This is a genomic window from Deinococcus carri (genome assembly GCF_039545055.1).
Taxonomy (GTDB): Bacteria; Deinococcota; Deinococci; order Deinococcales; family Deinococcaceae; genus Deinococcus; species Deinococcus carri.
In genome coordinates, this window is the sequence record NZ_BAABRP010000001.1 from 104,784 (window position 1) to 119,458 (window position 14,675).

16 protein-coding genes are annotated in these 14,675 nt (G+C 69.9%); 7 read left to right on the top strand and 9 right to left on the bottom strand.

The features are described 5' to 3' along the window. Positions 1–52: 52 nt before the first annotated feature. Together ychF and ABEA67_RS00605 are read right to left on the bottom strand one after the other, a co-directional pair. A complete protein-coding gene (gene ychF / locus ABEA67_RS00600; protein WP_345459310.1) occupies positions 53–1,150 on the bottom strand; it encodes a redox-regulated ATPase YchF in 1,098 nt (365 codons plus the stop codon). 244 nt (positions 1,151–1,394) lie between these two features. Then, positions 1,395–2,189 (bottom strand): EAL domain-containing protein, encoded by a 795-nt coding sequence (locus ABEA67_RS00605; RefSeq protein ID WP_345459313.1) that lies wholly within the window; start codon positions 2,187–2,189, stop codon positions 1,395–1,397. 72 nt (positions 2,190–2,261) lie between these two features. On the opposite strand from ABEA67_RS00605, the gene ABEA67_RS00610 reads away from it, so the two are divergent. From ABEA67_RS00610 to ABEA67_RS00620, 3 genes are read left to right on the top strand one after another with little or no spacing between them, the layout of a single operon-like run. Beyond that, on the top strand, positions 2,262–2,942 hold the full coding sequence (locus ABEA67_RS00610; RefSeq protein WP_345459316.1) for a YczE/YyaS/YitT family protein: 681 nt from the start codon (positions 2,262–2,264) through the stop codon (positions 2,940–2,942). A gap of 9 nt (positions 2,943–2,951) precedes the next feature. Next, positions 2,952–3,398 carry a globin domain-containing protein gene (locus ABEA67_RS00615; RefSeq protein ID WP_345459319.1) on the top strand — a complete coding sequence of 149 codons (447 nt, stop codon included), beginning with the start codon at positions 2,952–2,954 and terminating at the stop codon, positions 3,396–3,398. 48 nt (positions 3,399–3,446) lie between these two features. Further along, positions 3,447–4,535: a bifunctional 3-deoxy-7-phosphoheptulonate synthase/chorismate mutase gene (locus ABEA67_RS00620; RefSeq protein WP_345459322.1), complete on the top strand. Its 1,089-nt coding sequence runs from the start codon at positions 3,447–3,449 to the stop codon at positions 4,533–4,535. 96 nt (positions 4,536–4,631) lie between these two features. Here the strand turns inward: ABEA67_RS00620 and ABEA67_RS00625 are convergent, their stop codons facing one another. Genes ABEA67_RS00625 through ABEA67_RS00635 form a run of 3 tightly spaced genes read right to left on the bottom strand, consistent with a single transcriptional unit; the run spans position 4,632 to position 6,953 of the window. Next, positions 4,632–5,231 (bottom strand): 2'-5' RNA ligase family protein, encoded by a 600-nt coding sequence (locus ABEA67_RS00625; RefSeq protein WP_345459325.1) that lies wholly within the window; start codon positions 5,229–5,231, stop codon positions 4,632–4,634. After that, positions 5,231–5,902, bottom strand: coding sequence for a helix-turn-helix transcriptional regulator (locus tag ABEA67_RS00630; protein WP_345459328.1), 672 nt, complete (start codon positions 5,900–5,902; stop codon positions 5,231–5,233). Before ABEA67_RS00630 ends, ABEA67_RS00625 begins: the two co-directional genes overlap by 1 nt. A gap of 1 nt (position 5,903) precedes the next feature. Then, positions 5,904–6,953 (bottom strand): Mrp/NBP35 family ATP-binding protein, encoded by a 1,050-nt coding sequence (locus tag ABEA67_RS00635; RefSeq protein ID WP_345459331.1) that lies wholly within the window; start codon positions 6,951–6,953, stop codon positions 5,904–5,906. A gap of 314 nt (positions 6,954–7,267) precedes the next feature. Here ABEA67_RS00635 and rpmH point away from each other — a divergent pair, with 314 nt between their 5' ends. The 4 genes from rpmH (at position 7,268) to ABEA67_RS00655 (ending at position 9,941) form a co-directional block, all read left to right on the top strand. Next, complete coding sequence (rpmH, locus tag ABEA67_RS00640; RefSeq protein WP_019585335.1) at positions 7,268–7,411, top strand: 50S ribosomal protein L34; 144 nt, start codon at positions 7,268–7,270, stop codon at positions 7,409–7,411. A gap of 228 nt (positions 7,412–7,639) precedes the next feature. After that, positions 7,640–8,095, top strand: a complete 456-nt coding sequence (gene rnpA, locus ABEA67_RS00645) for a ribonuclease P protein component (protein WP_345461752.1) — start codon at positions 7,640–7,642, stop codon at positions 8,093–8,095. Next, on the top strand, positions 8,092–8,361 hold the full coding sequence (yidD, locus tag ABEA67_RS00650; RefSeq protein ID WP_345459334.1) for a membrane protein insertion efficiency factor YidD: 270 nt from the start codon (positions 8,092–8,094) through the stop codon (positions 8,359–8,361). The genes rnpA and yidD overlap by 4 nt, the downstream gene beginning before the upstream one ends. Further along, a complete protein-coding gene (locus ABEA67_RS00655) occupies positions 8,361–9,941 on the top strand; it encodes a YidC/Oxa1 family membrane protein insertase (RefSeq protein WP_345459337.1) in 1,581 nt (526 codons plus the stop codon). The genes yidD and ABEA67_RS00655 overlap by 1 nt, the downstream gene beginning before the upstream one ends. 81 nt (positions 9,942–10,022) lie before the next feature. On the opposite strand, the gene ABEA67_RS00660 is transcribed toward ABEA67_RS00655, so the two are convergent. From ABEA67_RS00660 to pdhA, 4 genes are all read right to left on the bottom strand, one after another. Continuing rightward, positions 10,023–10,976 carry a prenyltransferase/squalene oxidase repeat-containing protein gene (locus ABEA67_RS00660; RefSeq protein ID WP_345459340.1) on the bottom strand — a complete coding sequence of 318 codons (954 nt, stop codon included), beginning with the start codon at positions 10,974–10,976 and terminating at the stop codon, positions 10,023–10,025. Positions 10,977–11,046: 70 nt separating this feature from the next. After that, entirely contained in the window at positions 11,047–12,276 is a 1,230-nt protein-coding gene (locus ABEA67_RS00665) for a C39 family peptidase (RefSeq protein ID WP_345459343.1), read from the bottom strand. Positions 12,277–12,405: 129 nt separating this feature from the next. Beyond that, positions 12,406–13,410, bottom strand: a complete 1,005-nt coding sequence (locus ABEA67_RS00670; RefSeq protein WP_345459346.1) for an alpha-ketoacid dehydrogenase subunit beta — start codon at positions 13,408–13,410, stop codon at positions 12,406–12,408. Positions 13,411–13,501: 91 nt separating this feature from the next. After that, positions 13,502–14,536 carry a pyruvate dehydrogenase (acetyl-transferring) E1 component subunit alpha gene (pdhA, locus tag ABEA67_RS00675; RefSeq protein WP_345461755.1) on the bottom strand — a complete coding sequence of 345 codons (1,035 nt, stop codon included), beginning with the start codon at positions 14,534–14,536 and terminating at the stop codon, positions 13,502–13,504. Positions 14,537–14,675 lie beyond the last annotated feature (139 nt).

A 14,675-nucleotide genomic window follows, 5' to 3' on the forward strand; every position in this document is an offset into this window, starting at 1 on the left:
CAGAAGGCTCCGGGAAGCTCCCGCCATCTGCCTTCTGCCTTGAGCCTTCCGCCTAGCTGCTGTGCAGCACGTTCATGATGTCCCCGTCCTGCATGACGTACTCCTTGCCCTCGGTGCGGACCCAGCCCTTGCTCTTGGCCCCGGCCCAGCCGCCCGCCTCCACCATCTTGTCCCACTCGATGACCTCGGCGCGGATGAAGCCGCGTTCCAGGTCGGAGTGGATCTCCCCGGCGGCCTCGGGGGCCTTTTCGCCGCGGCGGATGGTCCAGGCGCGCACCTCCTTCTCGCCGGAGGTGATGAAGGTGATCAGGCCCAGCGTCTCGTAGCCGACCTTGACGAGCTGGTCCAGGCCGCTTTCCTGCACGCCCAGGTCATGCAGGAACTCGCGGGCCTCGTCTTCCGGCATCTCGGCGAGTTCGCCCTCGATCTGGGCGCTGATCTTCACGACCCGCGCCCCCTCGCGGGCGGCGTACTCGCGGACCTGCCCGACGTAGTCGTTGTCTTCGGTCAGGTCGTTCTCGCCCACGTTCGCCACGTAGATCACGGGCTTGGTGGTGATCAGGCCGAAATCCTTGGGAATGGCCGCGTCGTAGCTGCCGGCGCGGGCGGGTTTGCCCTCGCCCAGCACGGCGAGAATCTGCTCCGCGAGTTCGGCCTGCTCGCGGGCGTCCTTGTCGCCGCCCTTGGCCTTTTTCTGGAGGTTCGCCAGCCGCTTTTCGAGGCCCGCGAGGTCGGCCAGGATCAGCTCGGTGTTGATCGTCTCGATGTCGTCCACCGGGTCCACCCGGCCCGCGACATGCACCACGTTCTCGTCCTCGAAGCAGCGGACGACGTGGGCGATGGCGTCCACCTCGCGGATGTTGGCGAGAAACTGGTTCCCCAGGCCCTCGCCCTGGCTGGCCCCCTTGACCAGTCCGGCGATGTCCACGAACTCCACGAAGGTGGGGATGATCGGCGGCACGCGCTCGCCTCGGGTGAACACCTTGCTCAGCGCGCTGAGGCGCTCGTCGGGCACGGTCACGCGGCCCACGTTCGGCTCGATGGTGGCGAAGGGGTAGTTGGCGGCCAGCGCCCCCGCCCGCGTGATGGCATTGAAGAGGGTGGACTTCCCCACATTGGGAAGGCCGACGATTCCGATTGAAAGTCCCATGCTTGCACTCCTTGGACCCGCGTGAGCGCGGTAACTCTCTGAGTTTAGAGCATTTGTCCGGATGACGCCGCCCTGGGGAAAAGCACCTCCGATGCCACCCCTGCCCCCAGCCGCTCTCCCTGGTTCACTCGCTGTCCTGGGCAGAACGGACTCGCCCAGGCAAGGCGGCCCGCTTCGCCCGGTCAAAAAACAAGGTCTCTGTTTGACCTCTGCGCCAGGGCTGGGGCTGCCGGGGGTGTTCCGTTCAGGAAGCGTGGGGAGCAAACAGGCCGAACACCTCGTCCGGGACGGGCGGCAGACACTCGAAGCCGGGGCGGGCGAAGAAATAGCCCTGCATATGCGTGATGCCCAGTTCCCACAGGCAGCGGGCCTCGTCCGCCGTCTCGATGCCCTCGGCGATCACCAGGCAGCCCACGTCCTGGGCAAAACGCGCCAGGCTCCGCACGAGGCTCTGACGCCAGGTGTCCTGATCCAGCCCCCGAACCAGCACCATGTCCAGCTTGATCACGTCGGGCCGGACCGCCAGCAGCAGGCCCGCGTTGGCATGGCCCGAACCGTAGTCGTCCAGCGCGGTCGTGAAGCCGTACTGTCGGTAGCTGTCGATGATGCGGCGCACGTGCGCCTCGTCCAGCACGTGCTCGTGCTCGGTGATCTCGAACATCAGGCGGTCGAGGGGAAACCCCACCTCCTGGGCTGCGCGCAGGGTGGCCCGCAGGCAGTTGGCCGGCTCGTACACCGCGTTCGGCAGGAAGTTGATGGACAGCCGCGTTTGCAGGCCCAGCGTCGGCAGGCCCAGCCGGGCCGCCGACCGGATGGCCGTCACGCGGCAGGCCTGGTCGAAGGGATAGATATCCCCCTCCCCGAGCTGCTCGAAGACCCAGCCCGCGGGCTGTCCCTCGGGGCCACGCACCAGCGCCTCGTAGGCGTAGACCTCGCGCGCCCGCACGTCCACGATCGGCTGAAAGGCCATCGCGATCGGCAGGGGTGTCTGGCGTGGAGTCTGGCAGGCGCGGCAGACTCCGGGCGGGGGAGCAGTCATAGGGTGCAGGGTAGAGCCGCCCTTCTTACAGCTCAGGCACATGTGCGGGCCGGGGGTGCTAGCCTCGCCCGAGTGACCCGTCCCGCTCCCCTCGCCGCCCTCACCCGCCTGCCGCTGCCGGGGCGGTACGCGCTGCTGGTTTCCGGCCTCTTTCTGTATGGCCTGAGCCTGCGCCTGATGCTCGACGCGCGGGTGGGGCTGGCCCCCTGGGAAGCCTTTCACCTGGGCGTGACCCGGCATCTGCCCCTCAGCATCGGTCTGGTCAGCATCCTGACCGGCGTGCTGATCGTGGCCTTCACGGCGCTGCGCCTGCGCGAGCGTATCGGGCCGGGCACCGTTATCAACGTGCTGCTGATCGGCCTCTTTCTCGACCTGCTGGGACCGCTGGTGCCGGACCCGGCGGGCCTGCCCGCGCGCTGGGTGCAGTTTGTGCTGGGGGTGGCGCTGCTGGGCTTTGCCACCGGCACCTACGTGGCGGCGGGGCTGGGGGCAGGGCCGCGCGACGGGTTGGTGCTGGGCCTCAGCCGGCAGACGGGCTGGGAGGTGGCGCGTGTCCGCACCGGCATCGAACTGGCGGTGCTGGGGCTGGGGTGGCTGCTGGGCGGCCTGGTGGGGTGGGGCACGCTGGTCTTCGCGCTGGGCAGCGGCCCCGCGATGAGCCTGGGTCTGGGGCTGTACGGGCTGGGGCGCGGCGGCAAACGGGAAGCCAGCCAGAGGAAGCTTGGCCCTGTCCCGTCCCGGCGGGCGCGCTAGCCTGCCCGCATGACGGCTCCCATCACGCTCACCGGGGGCGGCAGCCTGTATGAGCGCATCGGCCCGCAGGCGCTGGCCGCGCTCGTGGGGCATTTCTACGCCCGCGTCGCCGCCGACCCCGACCTCGCGCCCATCTTTCCCGCCGACCTCACGCTGACCGCCGAAAAGCAGCTCGCCTTCCTGACCGGGTTTCTGGGCGGGCCGCCCCTGTACCACCAGCGCTTCGGGCACCCGCGCCTGCGCGCCCGGCACCTGCCCTTTCCCATCACGCCCACGCGCGCCCGCGCCTGGCTGGCGTGCATGAACGCCGCGCTGCGCGAGACGCCCGAGATCGCGGAGGCCGACGCGCGCGAACTGTACGCGGCGCTCTCGCGGGTCGCGGCCCACATGGTGAACACGCCGGAAGAGGGGCCGGGGGAGGAGGGGCCTGAATCTGGACAGGTTTTTTCAAATTGACTAGCAGTGTGGGCCGCGCCGATGGAAGCACTTTCCTACACTGACCGCATGACCCAACGCAGCATCGACGACCTCCGCGCCGAGGTCGATGACATCAACCGCGACCTTCTCAGCCTGCTCTCGCGCCGGGGCGAGGTGGTCGCGCAGATCGGCCGCGCCAAGAGCCAGGAGGGCCGCCCCCAGCACTACGACCCCGCCCGCGAGGAACAGCAGCTCCGCGTTCTGGAGGGCCTGAACCCCGGTCCCTTCACGAACGCCGCCGTCAAGGCCATCTTCAAGGAAATCTTCCGGGCCAGCCTGGACCTGGAGGAGAGCAACGACAAGAAGCAGCTGCTGGTGTCGCGCAAGGTGCAGCCCACCGACACCGTGCTGGACATTGACGGCGTGCGTATCGGCGGGGACGCGCCGCCCGTCGTCATCGCCGGGCCGTGCTCCATCGAGTCCGAAGAACAGATGGAGGAAACCGCCCGCTTCCTGGCCTCGCGCGGCGTGAAGATTCTGCGCGGCGGCGCGTACAAACCCCGCACCAGCCCCTACGGCTTCCAGGGGATGGGCGTGGACGGCCTGATCATCGGCGGCCGCGCGGCCCGCGAGAACGGGATGCTGTTCGTCACTGAGGTGATGGACACCCGCGACGTGGAGGTGGTGGCCGAACACGCCGACATCCTCCAGGTGGGCGCGCGCAACATGCACAACTTCGCTCTGCTGCGCGAGGTGGGCCGCTCGCGCCGCCCGGTGCTGCTCAAGCGCGGCCTGAGCGCCACCATCGAGGAATGGCTCTACGCCGCCGAGTACATCCTCTCGGAGGGCAACCCGGAAGTGATTCTCTGCGAACGCGGCATCCGCACCTTCGAGAAGTGGACCCGTAACACCCTCGACCTCTCGGCGGTGGCCCTCGCCAAGCAGGAAACGCACCTGCCCGTCATCGTGGACGTGACCCACGCCGCCGGACGCCGTGACCTGCTGATTCCGCTGGCTAAGGCCGCGCTCGCGGTCGGCGCGGACGGTATCCACGTGGAAGTCCACCCCAGCCCCGCCACGGCGCTCAGCGACAACGAGCAGCAGCTCGACTTCGCCGGGTACGACCGCTTCACGGACGCGCTCGCGCCGCTGCTGAAGGTGCCCGCGACGGTGTAGCCGCCAGCGGCCAGCTTCCAGCAGCCAGCACAGAAAAGCCCCCGCCTGATGCCGGGGCTTTTTGCTGACTGCTGGCAACTGAAAGCTGGCCGCCTCCTATGGCGACAGGTCCGGTTCTGCCTCCTGGCTGGGCCGTTCGGCCTCGTCGGGGGTGCCTGCGCCTTCCAGCGGAAAGGTATGCACCTCCTGCACCTCGCCGCGTTCCTCACGGGTGAGGCTCAGGACATTGACGGTAAAGCGGTCCATGGGCGGCCGGGTGGCCTGCACCTGCAGCCAGAGCAGGTCCTCGGCCCAGGGCAACACGCCCAGCGCCAGCGTGAGGTGCGGTGTGTAGCCCGCGCCGTCGTGGGGGGCGCGGCTCGATGGCCCGACGCTCAGGGCGCGGGCGTGCAGGTCCAGCAGGTGGGGGCCGGGTTCGCATTCCAGAAAGAAGACGTGGGGCAGCCGTTTCCAGCCCCTGACCCGCACCTCGAACGGTTCCTCGCCGCGCAGCACGTCCCGGAAGGCGGCGACCAGCTCGGTGCTGCTCAGCTCCGTCTGAAAGGGGGCACGCAGGTTCAGGTGAGGTGCCCCGAAGCCCCGCACGTTCAGGCGCTCCTGCGTGCGCCGCAGCCAGGTGTCGAGCGCCTCGGGGGGCCAGGCGACCAGGCTGTAGAGCGGCCCCGGTGCCCGGCGCGCGTCACCAGCGCCGGACATCAGGAACCGATCCGGTAGCGGCAACTGCCCTGCCCACAGGCGATGCGTGTCTCGCGCGTCACCGGCAGGCCCAGCACCTGCACGAACAGCCCCAGCTCGCTTCTGCACAGCTCGGGGTACTGCCGCGCCACTGTGAGGTTCGGGCAGTTGCGCTCCACGATGAACCAGGTGCCGTCCTCGTCCTGCTCGGTCACGGCGTCGTAGCCCATGCCCGTCAGCCACGCCGCAAAGGCCCGCACACGCTCCTCGGGCGCGAGGTTGTCCGGCAGTTCGGCCGCCAACTGCCCGGCCAGTTCCGCGCTGCGGGCGTCGAGCACCTGAAGCGCGGCCCCCTCCCCGAAGAGGGTCTGCACATGCCGCAGCACGTCCAGGCACAGCAGCGAGTACGTCTTGGGAAAGGCCGCCTCGCCCCGGTCGGTGAGCAGAAAGACGTGCTGGGGCCGCCCGCGCCCGCCGGGCCGCTCGGTGCGGGCCTCGATCAGGCCCTGGTCCTGAAGGTCGAGCAGGTGCCGCCGCGCGCCCGGCACACTGACCCCCAGGTGTCCGGCCAGGTCCTGCACCGTCTGCGGGCCGTGGCGCTTGAGCAGCTCCAGCAGCCGGTGCTTGGTGCGCTCGGGGGCGGGCAGCGGCGGCGCGGCGTGCGGCGTGGGAAGGGGAGGCCCGGCGGTCACTTCAGACCACCGGCAACTGTTCGGGCAGATGGGCCATCGCCTGCACGCTCACCCGCCCGGCAAGGTTGCGCGCGACCTGCGTCAGCGCCTGCGCGGCGGCCGACTGCGGATGCGCCATCACGGCGGGCAGGCCCGCGTCGGCGTCCTGGCGCACCTCCACCTCCAGCGGCACCTCGCCCAGCAGCGGGAGGTTGCCCAGCTTGCGCGACCCACCCCGCCCGAAGATGTCGTAGGTGAGGCCGGTGTCGGGGGCCACGAAGTAACTCATGTTCTCCACCACGCCCAGCACCGGCACGCTGGCCTTGCGGAACATGTCGAGCGCCCGCGCCGCGTCGATCAGCGCCACGTCCTGCGGGGTCGTGACCAGCACCGCCCCCGTCACGTGAATCGTCTGCGTGAGGGAAAGCTGCACGTCCCCGGTGCCGGGCGGCAGGTCCACGATCAGGTAATCGAGTTCGCCCCACGCGGCGTCCTTGAGAAACTGCTGGATGGCCGAGTGCAGCATCGGCCCGCGCCACACCAGCGCCTGCCCCGCCGGGGAGAGGTTCGCCATGCTCAGGAAGCGCACGCCGTGGGCCTCGATGGGCTGCATCTTGCGCTCGGCGTTGGCGGTCACGCGCGCCGCCCCCTGGCCCAGCATGTGCGCCACGCTGGGGCCGTACACGTCGGCGTCCAGCAGGCCGACCCGCGCCCCGTCGCGCGCCAGGGAGGCGGCGAGGTTCACCGCCACGCTGCTCTTGCCCACGCCGCCCTTGCCGCTGCCCACCAGCAGCACGTGCTTCACGCCGGGCAGCGCCGGTTGCGCGGGCGGGCGCACCATCGCCCCGAAGGTCACGACCACGTCCCGGATGCCCGGCACGCCCAGCACCGCCGCGCGCACGTCGCCCTCGATCTGGCCCTTCAGCGGGCAGGCGGGTGTGGTGAGGTTCACCTTCACGTGCGCCACGTTCCCCTCGACCTCGGCGCGCTCGATCATGCCCAGCGACACCAGGTCGCGGTGCAGCTCCGGATCGTTCACGGTCTTCAGGGCATTCAGAACGGCGTCACGCATATCCCGCCATTAGTAGCGCGGCGGGGGGGGAGGGGGCAAGCTGCGGGGTCACAGTGGGGCGGGAGGTCTGACGGCCCAGCTGTGACCGCCCAGCTGGCCCGGCCACCCGGCGGTTGAGGCGGGACGGTGAAACAGTCAGGTTTAACCCTCCATAGAAGCTTACCAGCCCTTCCCGCCCCGCCCCCCTGCGTGATACACTCCCGGAGTTTGCCTCCCCAGGGGGCGAGTTTCGCGCAAAAAGGCGCGGCAGGCCCCGCCTGAACCTGACCGGGGAAGCGGGGCCGCGCCGGGGCCGCGAGAAGGAGCAGAAGAACATGAAGCGTACCTACCAGCCGAACGTCCGCAAGCGGGCCAAGACCCACGGCTTCCGCGCCCGCATGAAGACCAAAGCGGGCCGCAACATCCTCGCGCGCCGCCGCGCGAAGGGCCGTCACCAGCTCACCGTCAGCGACGAGTAAATCCAAAGTTGTCCGGGCGTGTTTCGGTAGAGACGCTTCCGGCCGAGCGGAGCGAGTGAGCTGTGGAATGCGGTTGCAGGAATGAAGCTTTAGACCGGAAAAACGCCGGTCTGAAGTGGAATGAATGCGGCCGCGTCTGAGCCTCGCCGTCAGGAGCGGGCCATCTCCAATCCCGATGCCAGCAGCGCCACGCAGGAGCGGTCCCGCCGCCCGGTGGCGCTCGCGTCGTTGAAAACGGAGCGCGAGTTCCGGCGGGTGCGGCAGCAGGGCGTGATGCTGCGCGACCCGCTGCTCACGCTGCGGGTTACCGATTATCGCCCGCGGCACGGTGAGGCGTGGCGGCCCCGCGCCATCATCGGCATCGTGGTACCCAAAAAGACCCTGCGCCGCGCGGTGGACCGCAACCGTGCCCGCCGCCGCGTGCGCGAGGCGCTGCGCACCCTGCCGGGCGGCCTGCCCCCCTGCCGGGCCATCCTGATGCCGAATCCCGGCGTGCTGAGCGTGCCCTTTCCCGAGTTGCAGGCTGTGCTGACGCGGGTGCTGGCGCAGGTGCCGGGCCGCGTGAAGCGGGGCAAGGGCGGCGGCAAAGGCGGGAACCCCCGCGCCCCGTCCCCCGTACCTGCTGCCGTGCCGCCTGCCGACCATGCCCCCGACTCCGCCACCACCTCCGGGAAAACGCCGTGAGCGCCGCCGCACGCGGCCTGGTGCGATTGGTCCGGGGCTACCAGCGGCACCTCTCGCCGCTCAAGCCCGCGCCCACCTGCCGCTTCACGCCCACCTGCTCGCAGTACGCGGCAGAGGCCATCGAGCGGCACGGTGCCCTGCGGGGGGGCTGGCTGGCCGCCTGGCGCGTCCTGCGCTGCAATCCCCTGGTGCCGGGCGGGGTTGACCCCGTGCCGGACCACTTTCCACCCCAGCACCGCCCGAAGAGCACCAGAAAGACACCCTGATGAAGACCAGAACCCTGCTTCCCCTCACGGCCCTCGGGGCGCTGCTCCTCACGGGGTGCGGCACCTCCGGCCCCCTCCCCACCTTCGGCAAGGCGATCACGCCCGAGTGGATCACCGCCGATTTCGACGGTCAGCCCGGCGACGAGTACATCGCCACCAGCAATCTCCAGGACGTGGTGTTCAACGCGCGCGGCGAGGTGATCGGCTGGTACGTCAAGAGCTACGCGGGCACGCCGTTCATCAAGAAGCGCCCCGACGGCACCTATGACTTCAGCGCCCTGAAGACCTCCAAGACCATCGTGAACATGGTGGGGGACCGCAAGGCGTTGGCGCTGAGCGCGGCGGGCACCCTCGACCCCGCCCAGCCCGCGCGGGCCGCCGCACCGCAGCTTTCCCAGAACCTCGTGCAGAACCGGCAGGAGGCGGTGTTCCGTTACACCCAGAACGGCGTGGCCGTCACCAAGACTGTCACCCTGCACCCGCGCAACTTCAAGGTGGACGTGCAGACCACCCTTCAGGGTGGCCCGCAGAACTACACCATGCTGTTTCCCGGCCTGGGCAAGGCGGACAACCCCAGCGTGAAGGCCGTGCCGGTGGGCGGGCAACTGGCCGCCGTGCAGGGCAGCGGGACGCTGAGCGTGCCCAACATCCAGTACGCCGCGCTTCAGGAAAAGCCCAGCCAGGTCGCCCACGCGCTGATCGTGCGGCCCCAGGGGGGAACGGCCGCCAGCGCCACCCTGACCGGCGGTGCCCAGGGCCTGATTGCGGTGCAACTGAGCGGCCCCAGCAACCTGGAAGTGTACGGCGGCAAGAACGAACTCGTTCACCTGTACCAGAGCGGCTATACCAGCCTGCCGGGCCTCTTTCAGCCCAACTTCTTCGGCCAGATCAGCCTGCTGATCGTGAAGCTGATGGAGACGCTGTACAAGTTCGTCGGCAACTGGGGCCTGGTCATCGTGCTGCTGACCATCCTCCTGAGGCTGATCATGTGGCCGCTGATGCAGGCGCAGGGCCGCACCACCGCCCGCATGCAGGTAATGCAGCCCAAGATCAAGGAGATTCAGGACCGCTACAAGGAACGCAAGGACATGGACTCGCAGCGGGCGATGCAGGCCGAGATGCAGCAGCTCTACCGCGACCACAACTTCAACCCGGCGGGCTGTTTCTCCACCTTCCTGCCCTTCCCGGTCCTGATCGCGCTGTGGTCCACCATCCGCAACTTCGAGTTCGACAGCGGCTTCCTGTGGCTGCCCGACCTCGCCATTCCGGACCCCTTCTACATCCTGGCGGTCATCTACCTGATCGTGAACATCGGGCAGCTCTACGTGATGACGCGCAAGAACCCCGACATGTTCCGCCAGCAGGCGTTTATCTACCTGATCTTCTTGTACTTCGCCCTGACCTTCCCGGCGGGCGTGACGATCTACATCATCCTGTCCACCCTGATCGGCATCGGCCAGCAGATTCTGATTAACAAGCAGGTTGAAAAGGAAACGGCCAGCATCGGCCAGACCGTGCAAAAGGCCCCGCCCCGCCCCGCCGGCAAGGCCGTCAAGACCATCGAAGCGCCCAAGAAGTAAGCGAACGGAAAGAGCCGCCCTGCCGGGAAGGTGGGGCGGTTTTTTTGGGTTGTGGGCTGTGGGTTGTGGGACAGACCTGGCCTACAATCCCTCCAGCCTCCCCCAGTCCCGCAGCGTCCGTAGGGCCTCCAGCGTCAGCACGCTGCGCCATTCGGCTTCCGCCTGGGGCCAGGCTTCCGGGAACTGGCCGGACCAGGACCAGGTCGGTCCCCACGCGCCGTCCTCCGCCTGCGAGGTGAGGAGGTGGGTGAGGGCGGCGGCAAGCGGTTCTTCCAGTGCGTGGGCCAGGGGGGAGGCCGGGGTGGGGGCGACAGCCAGGGCGCTCAGGCCGTAGCCCGCGAACTCCTCGGGCAGGCGGGCTACCCGGTCCGGCAGCACGTCGCGCAGGTATTCCAGCGCGGGTTCGCGGTACTCTTCGGGCACCTCGGGCTGCTGGGCAAAGACCGCCGCCGTGTGGTGCCCGTTCACGTCCCCCGCGTCCAGGCCCGCCAGCACCGCGTCCCGCACCTCTACCGTGAGCTGGGAGAGCAGGCCCTCGGGCAGCAGCTCCGGCCAGCGCCACAGCCGGGCCACCAGCTCCGCGCGGGGATTGACCTGGAAGCCCCCGAACGCCTGCGCGAGCTGCTCCGGCTCCTGCTGGTTCCACCAGGGCGCGTGCGGGGAGGTTTCGGCCTCCGGCGGCAGGAAGGGCCAGACCACGCCGCCCTCCTGGGGATGCAGGTGGAGGCGCAGCCATTCCACCGCGCCTTGCAGCAGCGGCTCGGAGGCGGGCACGTTCAGCTCGTGCAGTACCCGCAGGGCCGTCAGGGTCGCCAGCACGCTGCTCTCCGGTGCCCGCACGTCCGGCTCCAGCGCCTGCCCGAAGCCGCCGTCCTCGTTGCGGTAGGCACGCAGGGCGGCCAGCACCGCCTCCGCCTCCCCACTATCGAACTCCTGGCGGAAGCGGGCGGCCTCCAGGGGTCGGCCCCGTTCCAGCAAAAAGGCACGGGCCTGGGCGAACGCTTGCGGGGACAGGCGGGCGGCGGGGAGAGTCATGGAGGAAGTGTTGAGGGATGAGTGATGAGAAATGAGAAGCAATCTCGCCGCATCACTCATCCCTCATTGCTCATCCCTCCAGCCTGCCCAGCGCGGCCCGCGCCGCCGCATAGCCGGGCCGCAGCCGCAGCGCCTCGCGGTAGGCGGCCCTTGCCTCCACCGTGCGTCCCAGGCCCGCCAGGGCGCGGCCCCGCCAGTAGTGCGCTTCCTCGTGGGCGGGCGCGTCGCGCAGAACCGCGTTCGTGAGGCGCAGCACATCCGCATACCGCCCGGTGCGCGTGTAGGCCTCCAGCGGCCCGAAGGAATACCACAGCGTCCGCCAGGGCAGGCCACCCACCACCCGCACCGGGCGGGTCGGGTCGAGCGTGGGGTCGGGCCTGGCCGCGAAGGCCTGCTCGAAGGCCCGTGCCGCGCCCCGCGCGTCCCCGACCGCGAGTTTTGCCTGCCCGACATTCAGCCAGCCCACCGCGTCGTCCCGCCTGTCCGCCTCCACCAGCGCGGCGCGCAGGGCCTCCTGCCGCTCGGCCCCCCGGTCAGCCCGGAACCCCAGCAACTCACGCACCTCCGCTGCCCGGTTCGGTGGCGAGACGACCAGAAAGGTGCGCCCGAAGGACCGCCACAGCTCGTCGAAGCGGGCATAGGGCAGGCCCAGGCGGCCGAGGTAGGAGTCCAGGGCGCTGAACTGCTGGCCCGCGTCGTCGTAGCCGGTCAGCAGGCGGTAGTGGCCCATGCCGCCGTCTTCGGTCACGAACCACGTTTCCACGACCACCGGATAGCCCGCCGCGAGCAGCCGCTTGAGCAGCGCGCGGTCCCCGTTGCGTGCCAGGTGAACGTCCATCCCCTGCGCCCGCGCAAAGGCCGCCAGTTCCTCAGGCGACACGTTCACGTCGCCCCGGTTGGGTTTGAGCCGGGGCGCGATGTCGTACTGGTTCAGCGTGCCTCCCCAGCGGCTCAGCGCCATGCCGACCGTCACCGGGCCGCAGTTGTTCAGCCGCTGGTACTCGTGCCGGATGCTGGGAACGTGGGCGGAGGCGGGCAGCGGCCCTGGCTCCGCCGCCGGCTGGGCGGGCGTGACGAGGACGGGCCGCGGGACCGGCTCGGTCCTGGCCCCCAGCCGCGGCTCCTGGGGTGCGGGCGGGGCGGCCTCGGGTGGCGCTTCAGCCGGTGCGGGAGAGAGCGCGGGCACGGTCGCCGCGACGGCCCCTGGCGCACGAACCGAGCGCTCCTGCGTCCGCGACAGCGTGAATGCCGCCGCACCCGCGAGCAGGCCAGCGGTCAGCAGCAGGACGGGGAGGCGCATCAGGCCCCCATTGTCCCCACGGCTCATGATCGGCGGCTGAGGCTTGAACGTGTGCCGGAGCGCAGTTGAACAGGGATGAGGTGAACCGCCTGCGTCCTCCTCATCCCTCATGGCTCATCCCTCAATCCTTCAGTACGCCATCACCTGCCGGATCGCCTTCGCCACCCGCACCGGGTTGGGGCGGTACACGTCCTCGATGGAGGTGAAGGGCGGGTAGGGCGCGTCGAAGCCGGTCACACGCACGATGGGGGCTTGCAGGTGCTCGATGGCCTCCTCCGCGATGATGGCGCTGATCTCGCTGTGAAAGCCGCCGGTGCGCGGGGCCTCGGTGACGACCACCACGCGGCCCGTTTTGGCGACGCTTTCCAGAATGGTGTCCGTGTCCAGCGGCACCAGGGTCCGCAGGTCGATCACCTCCACGCCGATGCCGTGCGCGCGGGCGGCCTCGGCAGCTCTCGTGGCGACTTCCACCATGCCGCCGTAGCAGATCACGGTGACGTCGTCCCCCTGCGTGACCACGCGCGCCTGGCCCAGCGGCACCGTGTAGTGGCCCTCCGGCACCTCCTCCTTGACGCTGCGGTAGAGCTTGATGGACTCGAAGAAGAAGACGGGGTCGGGGTCCTCGATAGCGGCCAGCAGCAGGCCCTTGGCATCTCTTGGCGTGCTGGGAATCACGACCTTGACGCCGGGGGTGTGCGCCAGGATGGCTTCCGGGCTGTCGGCGTGCTGCTCGGGCGTGTGGACGCCGCCGCCGTAGGGTGCGCGCACCACCATCGGCAGGTGGTAGCGGCTGCGGGTGCGGTGGCGGTAGCGGCCCAGGTGCGAGAGAATCTGGTCCAGCGCCGGGTACAAGAACCCCGCGAACTGAATCTCCGCGACCGGCTTGAGGCCCGCCAGCCCCATGCCGATGCCCATGCCCACGATGCCCGCCTCCGCCAGCGGCGTGTCGAACACCCGCTCGGTCCCGAAGCGGGCTTGCAGGCCGTCGGTCGCGCGGAACACGCCGCCCATCACCCCCACGTCCTCCCCGAAGATGTGGACGGCGGGGTCAGTCTCCAGCGCGAGGGCCAGGGCGTCGTTGATGGCGGCGACCATCGTCATGGTCTTGGTGCGGGTGGGGGGGGCAGCGGTCATGCGGGAACCTCTTGGGGGGTTGTGGGTTGTGGGCGGTGGGCTGTGGGGCGTTGTGAGCTTCCTACAACCCACAACCTACGTCCTACAACCTTCACGCCTCCTCCTCCGCCAGAAGCTGCGCGCGCTGGCGGCGAAGCTGGGGCGTGGGTTCGGCGAAGACGTGATCCACGATCTCGGCGGGGGTCGGCTCGGGGTAGGCGTCGGCCTCCTTCAGCGCGGCCTCGAACTCGGCCTCGATGTCGCGGGTGATGGCGGCGTCGTCCTCCTCGGTCAGGTGCCCCTGCGCGAGCAGATGCGTTCGCAGGCGCAGCACCGGGTCCTTGGCGTCCCAGCCCGCCGTGTCGGCCTCGGTGCGGTAGCGGCTGGGGTCGTCGGCGACGGTGTGGGGCTTGATGCGGTAGGTGACGGTCTCGATCAGGGTGGGGCCTTCGCCGCGGCGGGCACGCTCCACCGCCTCCCGCGTGACGTGGTAGGTCGCCAGCACGTCGTTGCCGTCCACCCGCACGCCGGGAATGCCGTAGCCCTCGGCGCGGCGCGAGAGGTTGGTCGCGCGGGTCTGGGTGCGGGTGGGCACGCTGATGGCCCAGCCGTTGTTCTGGAGGACGAAGACGCACGGTGCGTCCAGTGCCCCCGCGAAGTTCAGCGCCTCGTGAAAGTCGCCCTCGGAGCTGCCGCCGTCCCCGATGTAGGCCATCGCCACGTTCTGCGTACCCTGGCGCTTCTCGGCCAGCGCCGCGCCGACCGCCTGCGGATACTGGGTGGCGATGGGGATGTAAAAGGGCAGCACCTTGAGGTTCTGCGGCATCGCCCAGCCGTGCGGGCTGGTGCGCCAGTACGCGATGGTCTGCGGGATGGGCAGGCCGTAGGTGAGGGCCGCGCCGGTGTCGCGGTAGGTCGGAAAGAGCCAGTCGTCATGGGTCAGCGCGGCGGCGGTGCCGACCTGGCTGGCCTCCATCCCACCGTAGGGCGGAAACACGCCCATGCGGCCCGTGCGGTACAGCACCCAGGCCCGCTCGTCGAAGTGGCGGGCGCGGCGCATCAGGCGGTAGAGCCGCAGGCGGGTGGGCACGTCGGGCAGCAGGTCCGGCTGGGGCACTGTGCCCTCCGGCGTCACGAGCTGGAACATGTCGCCCTGCGCCTGCGCGTAGGCGGCGGCCCCGGCGGCGGTGGGGTCGGTGGCGGCGGGGTCGGCGGGTGTAGGTTCGGGGGCAGAGCTTCTGGACTTGGGCTTGGGCATGGGAAAAAGCCTCCGCGGGAGCAGGGGA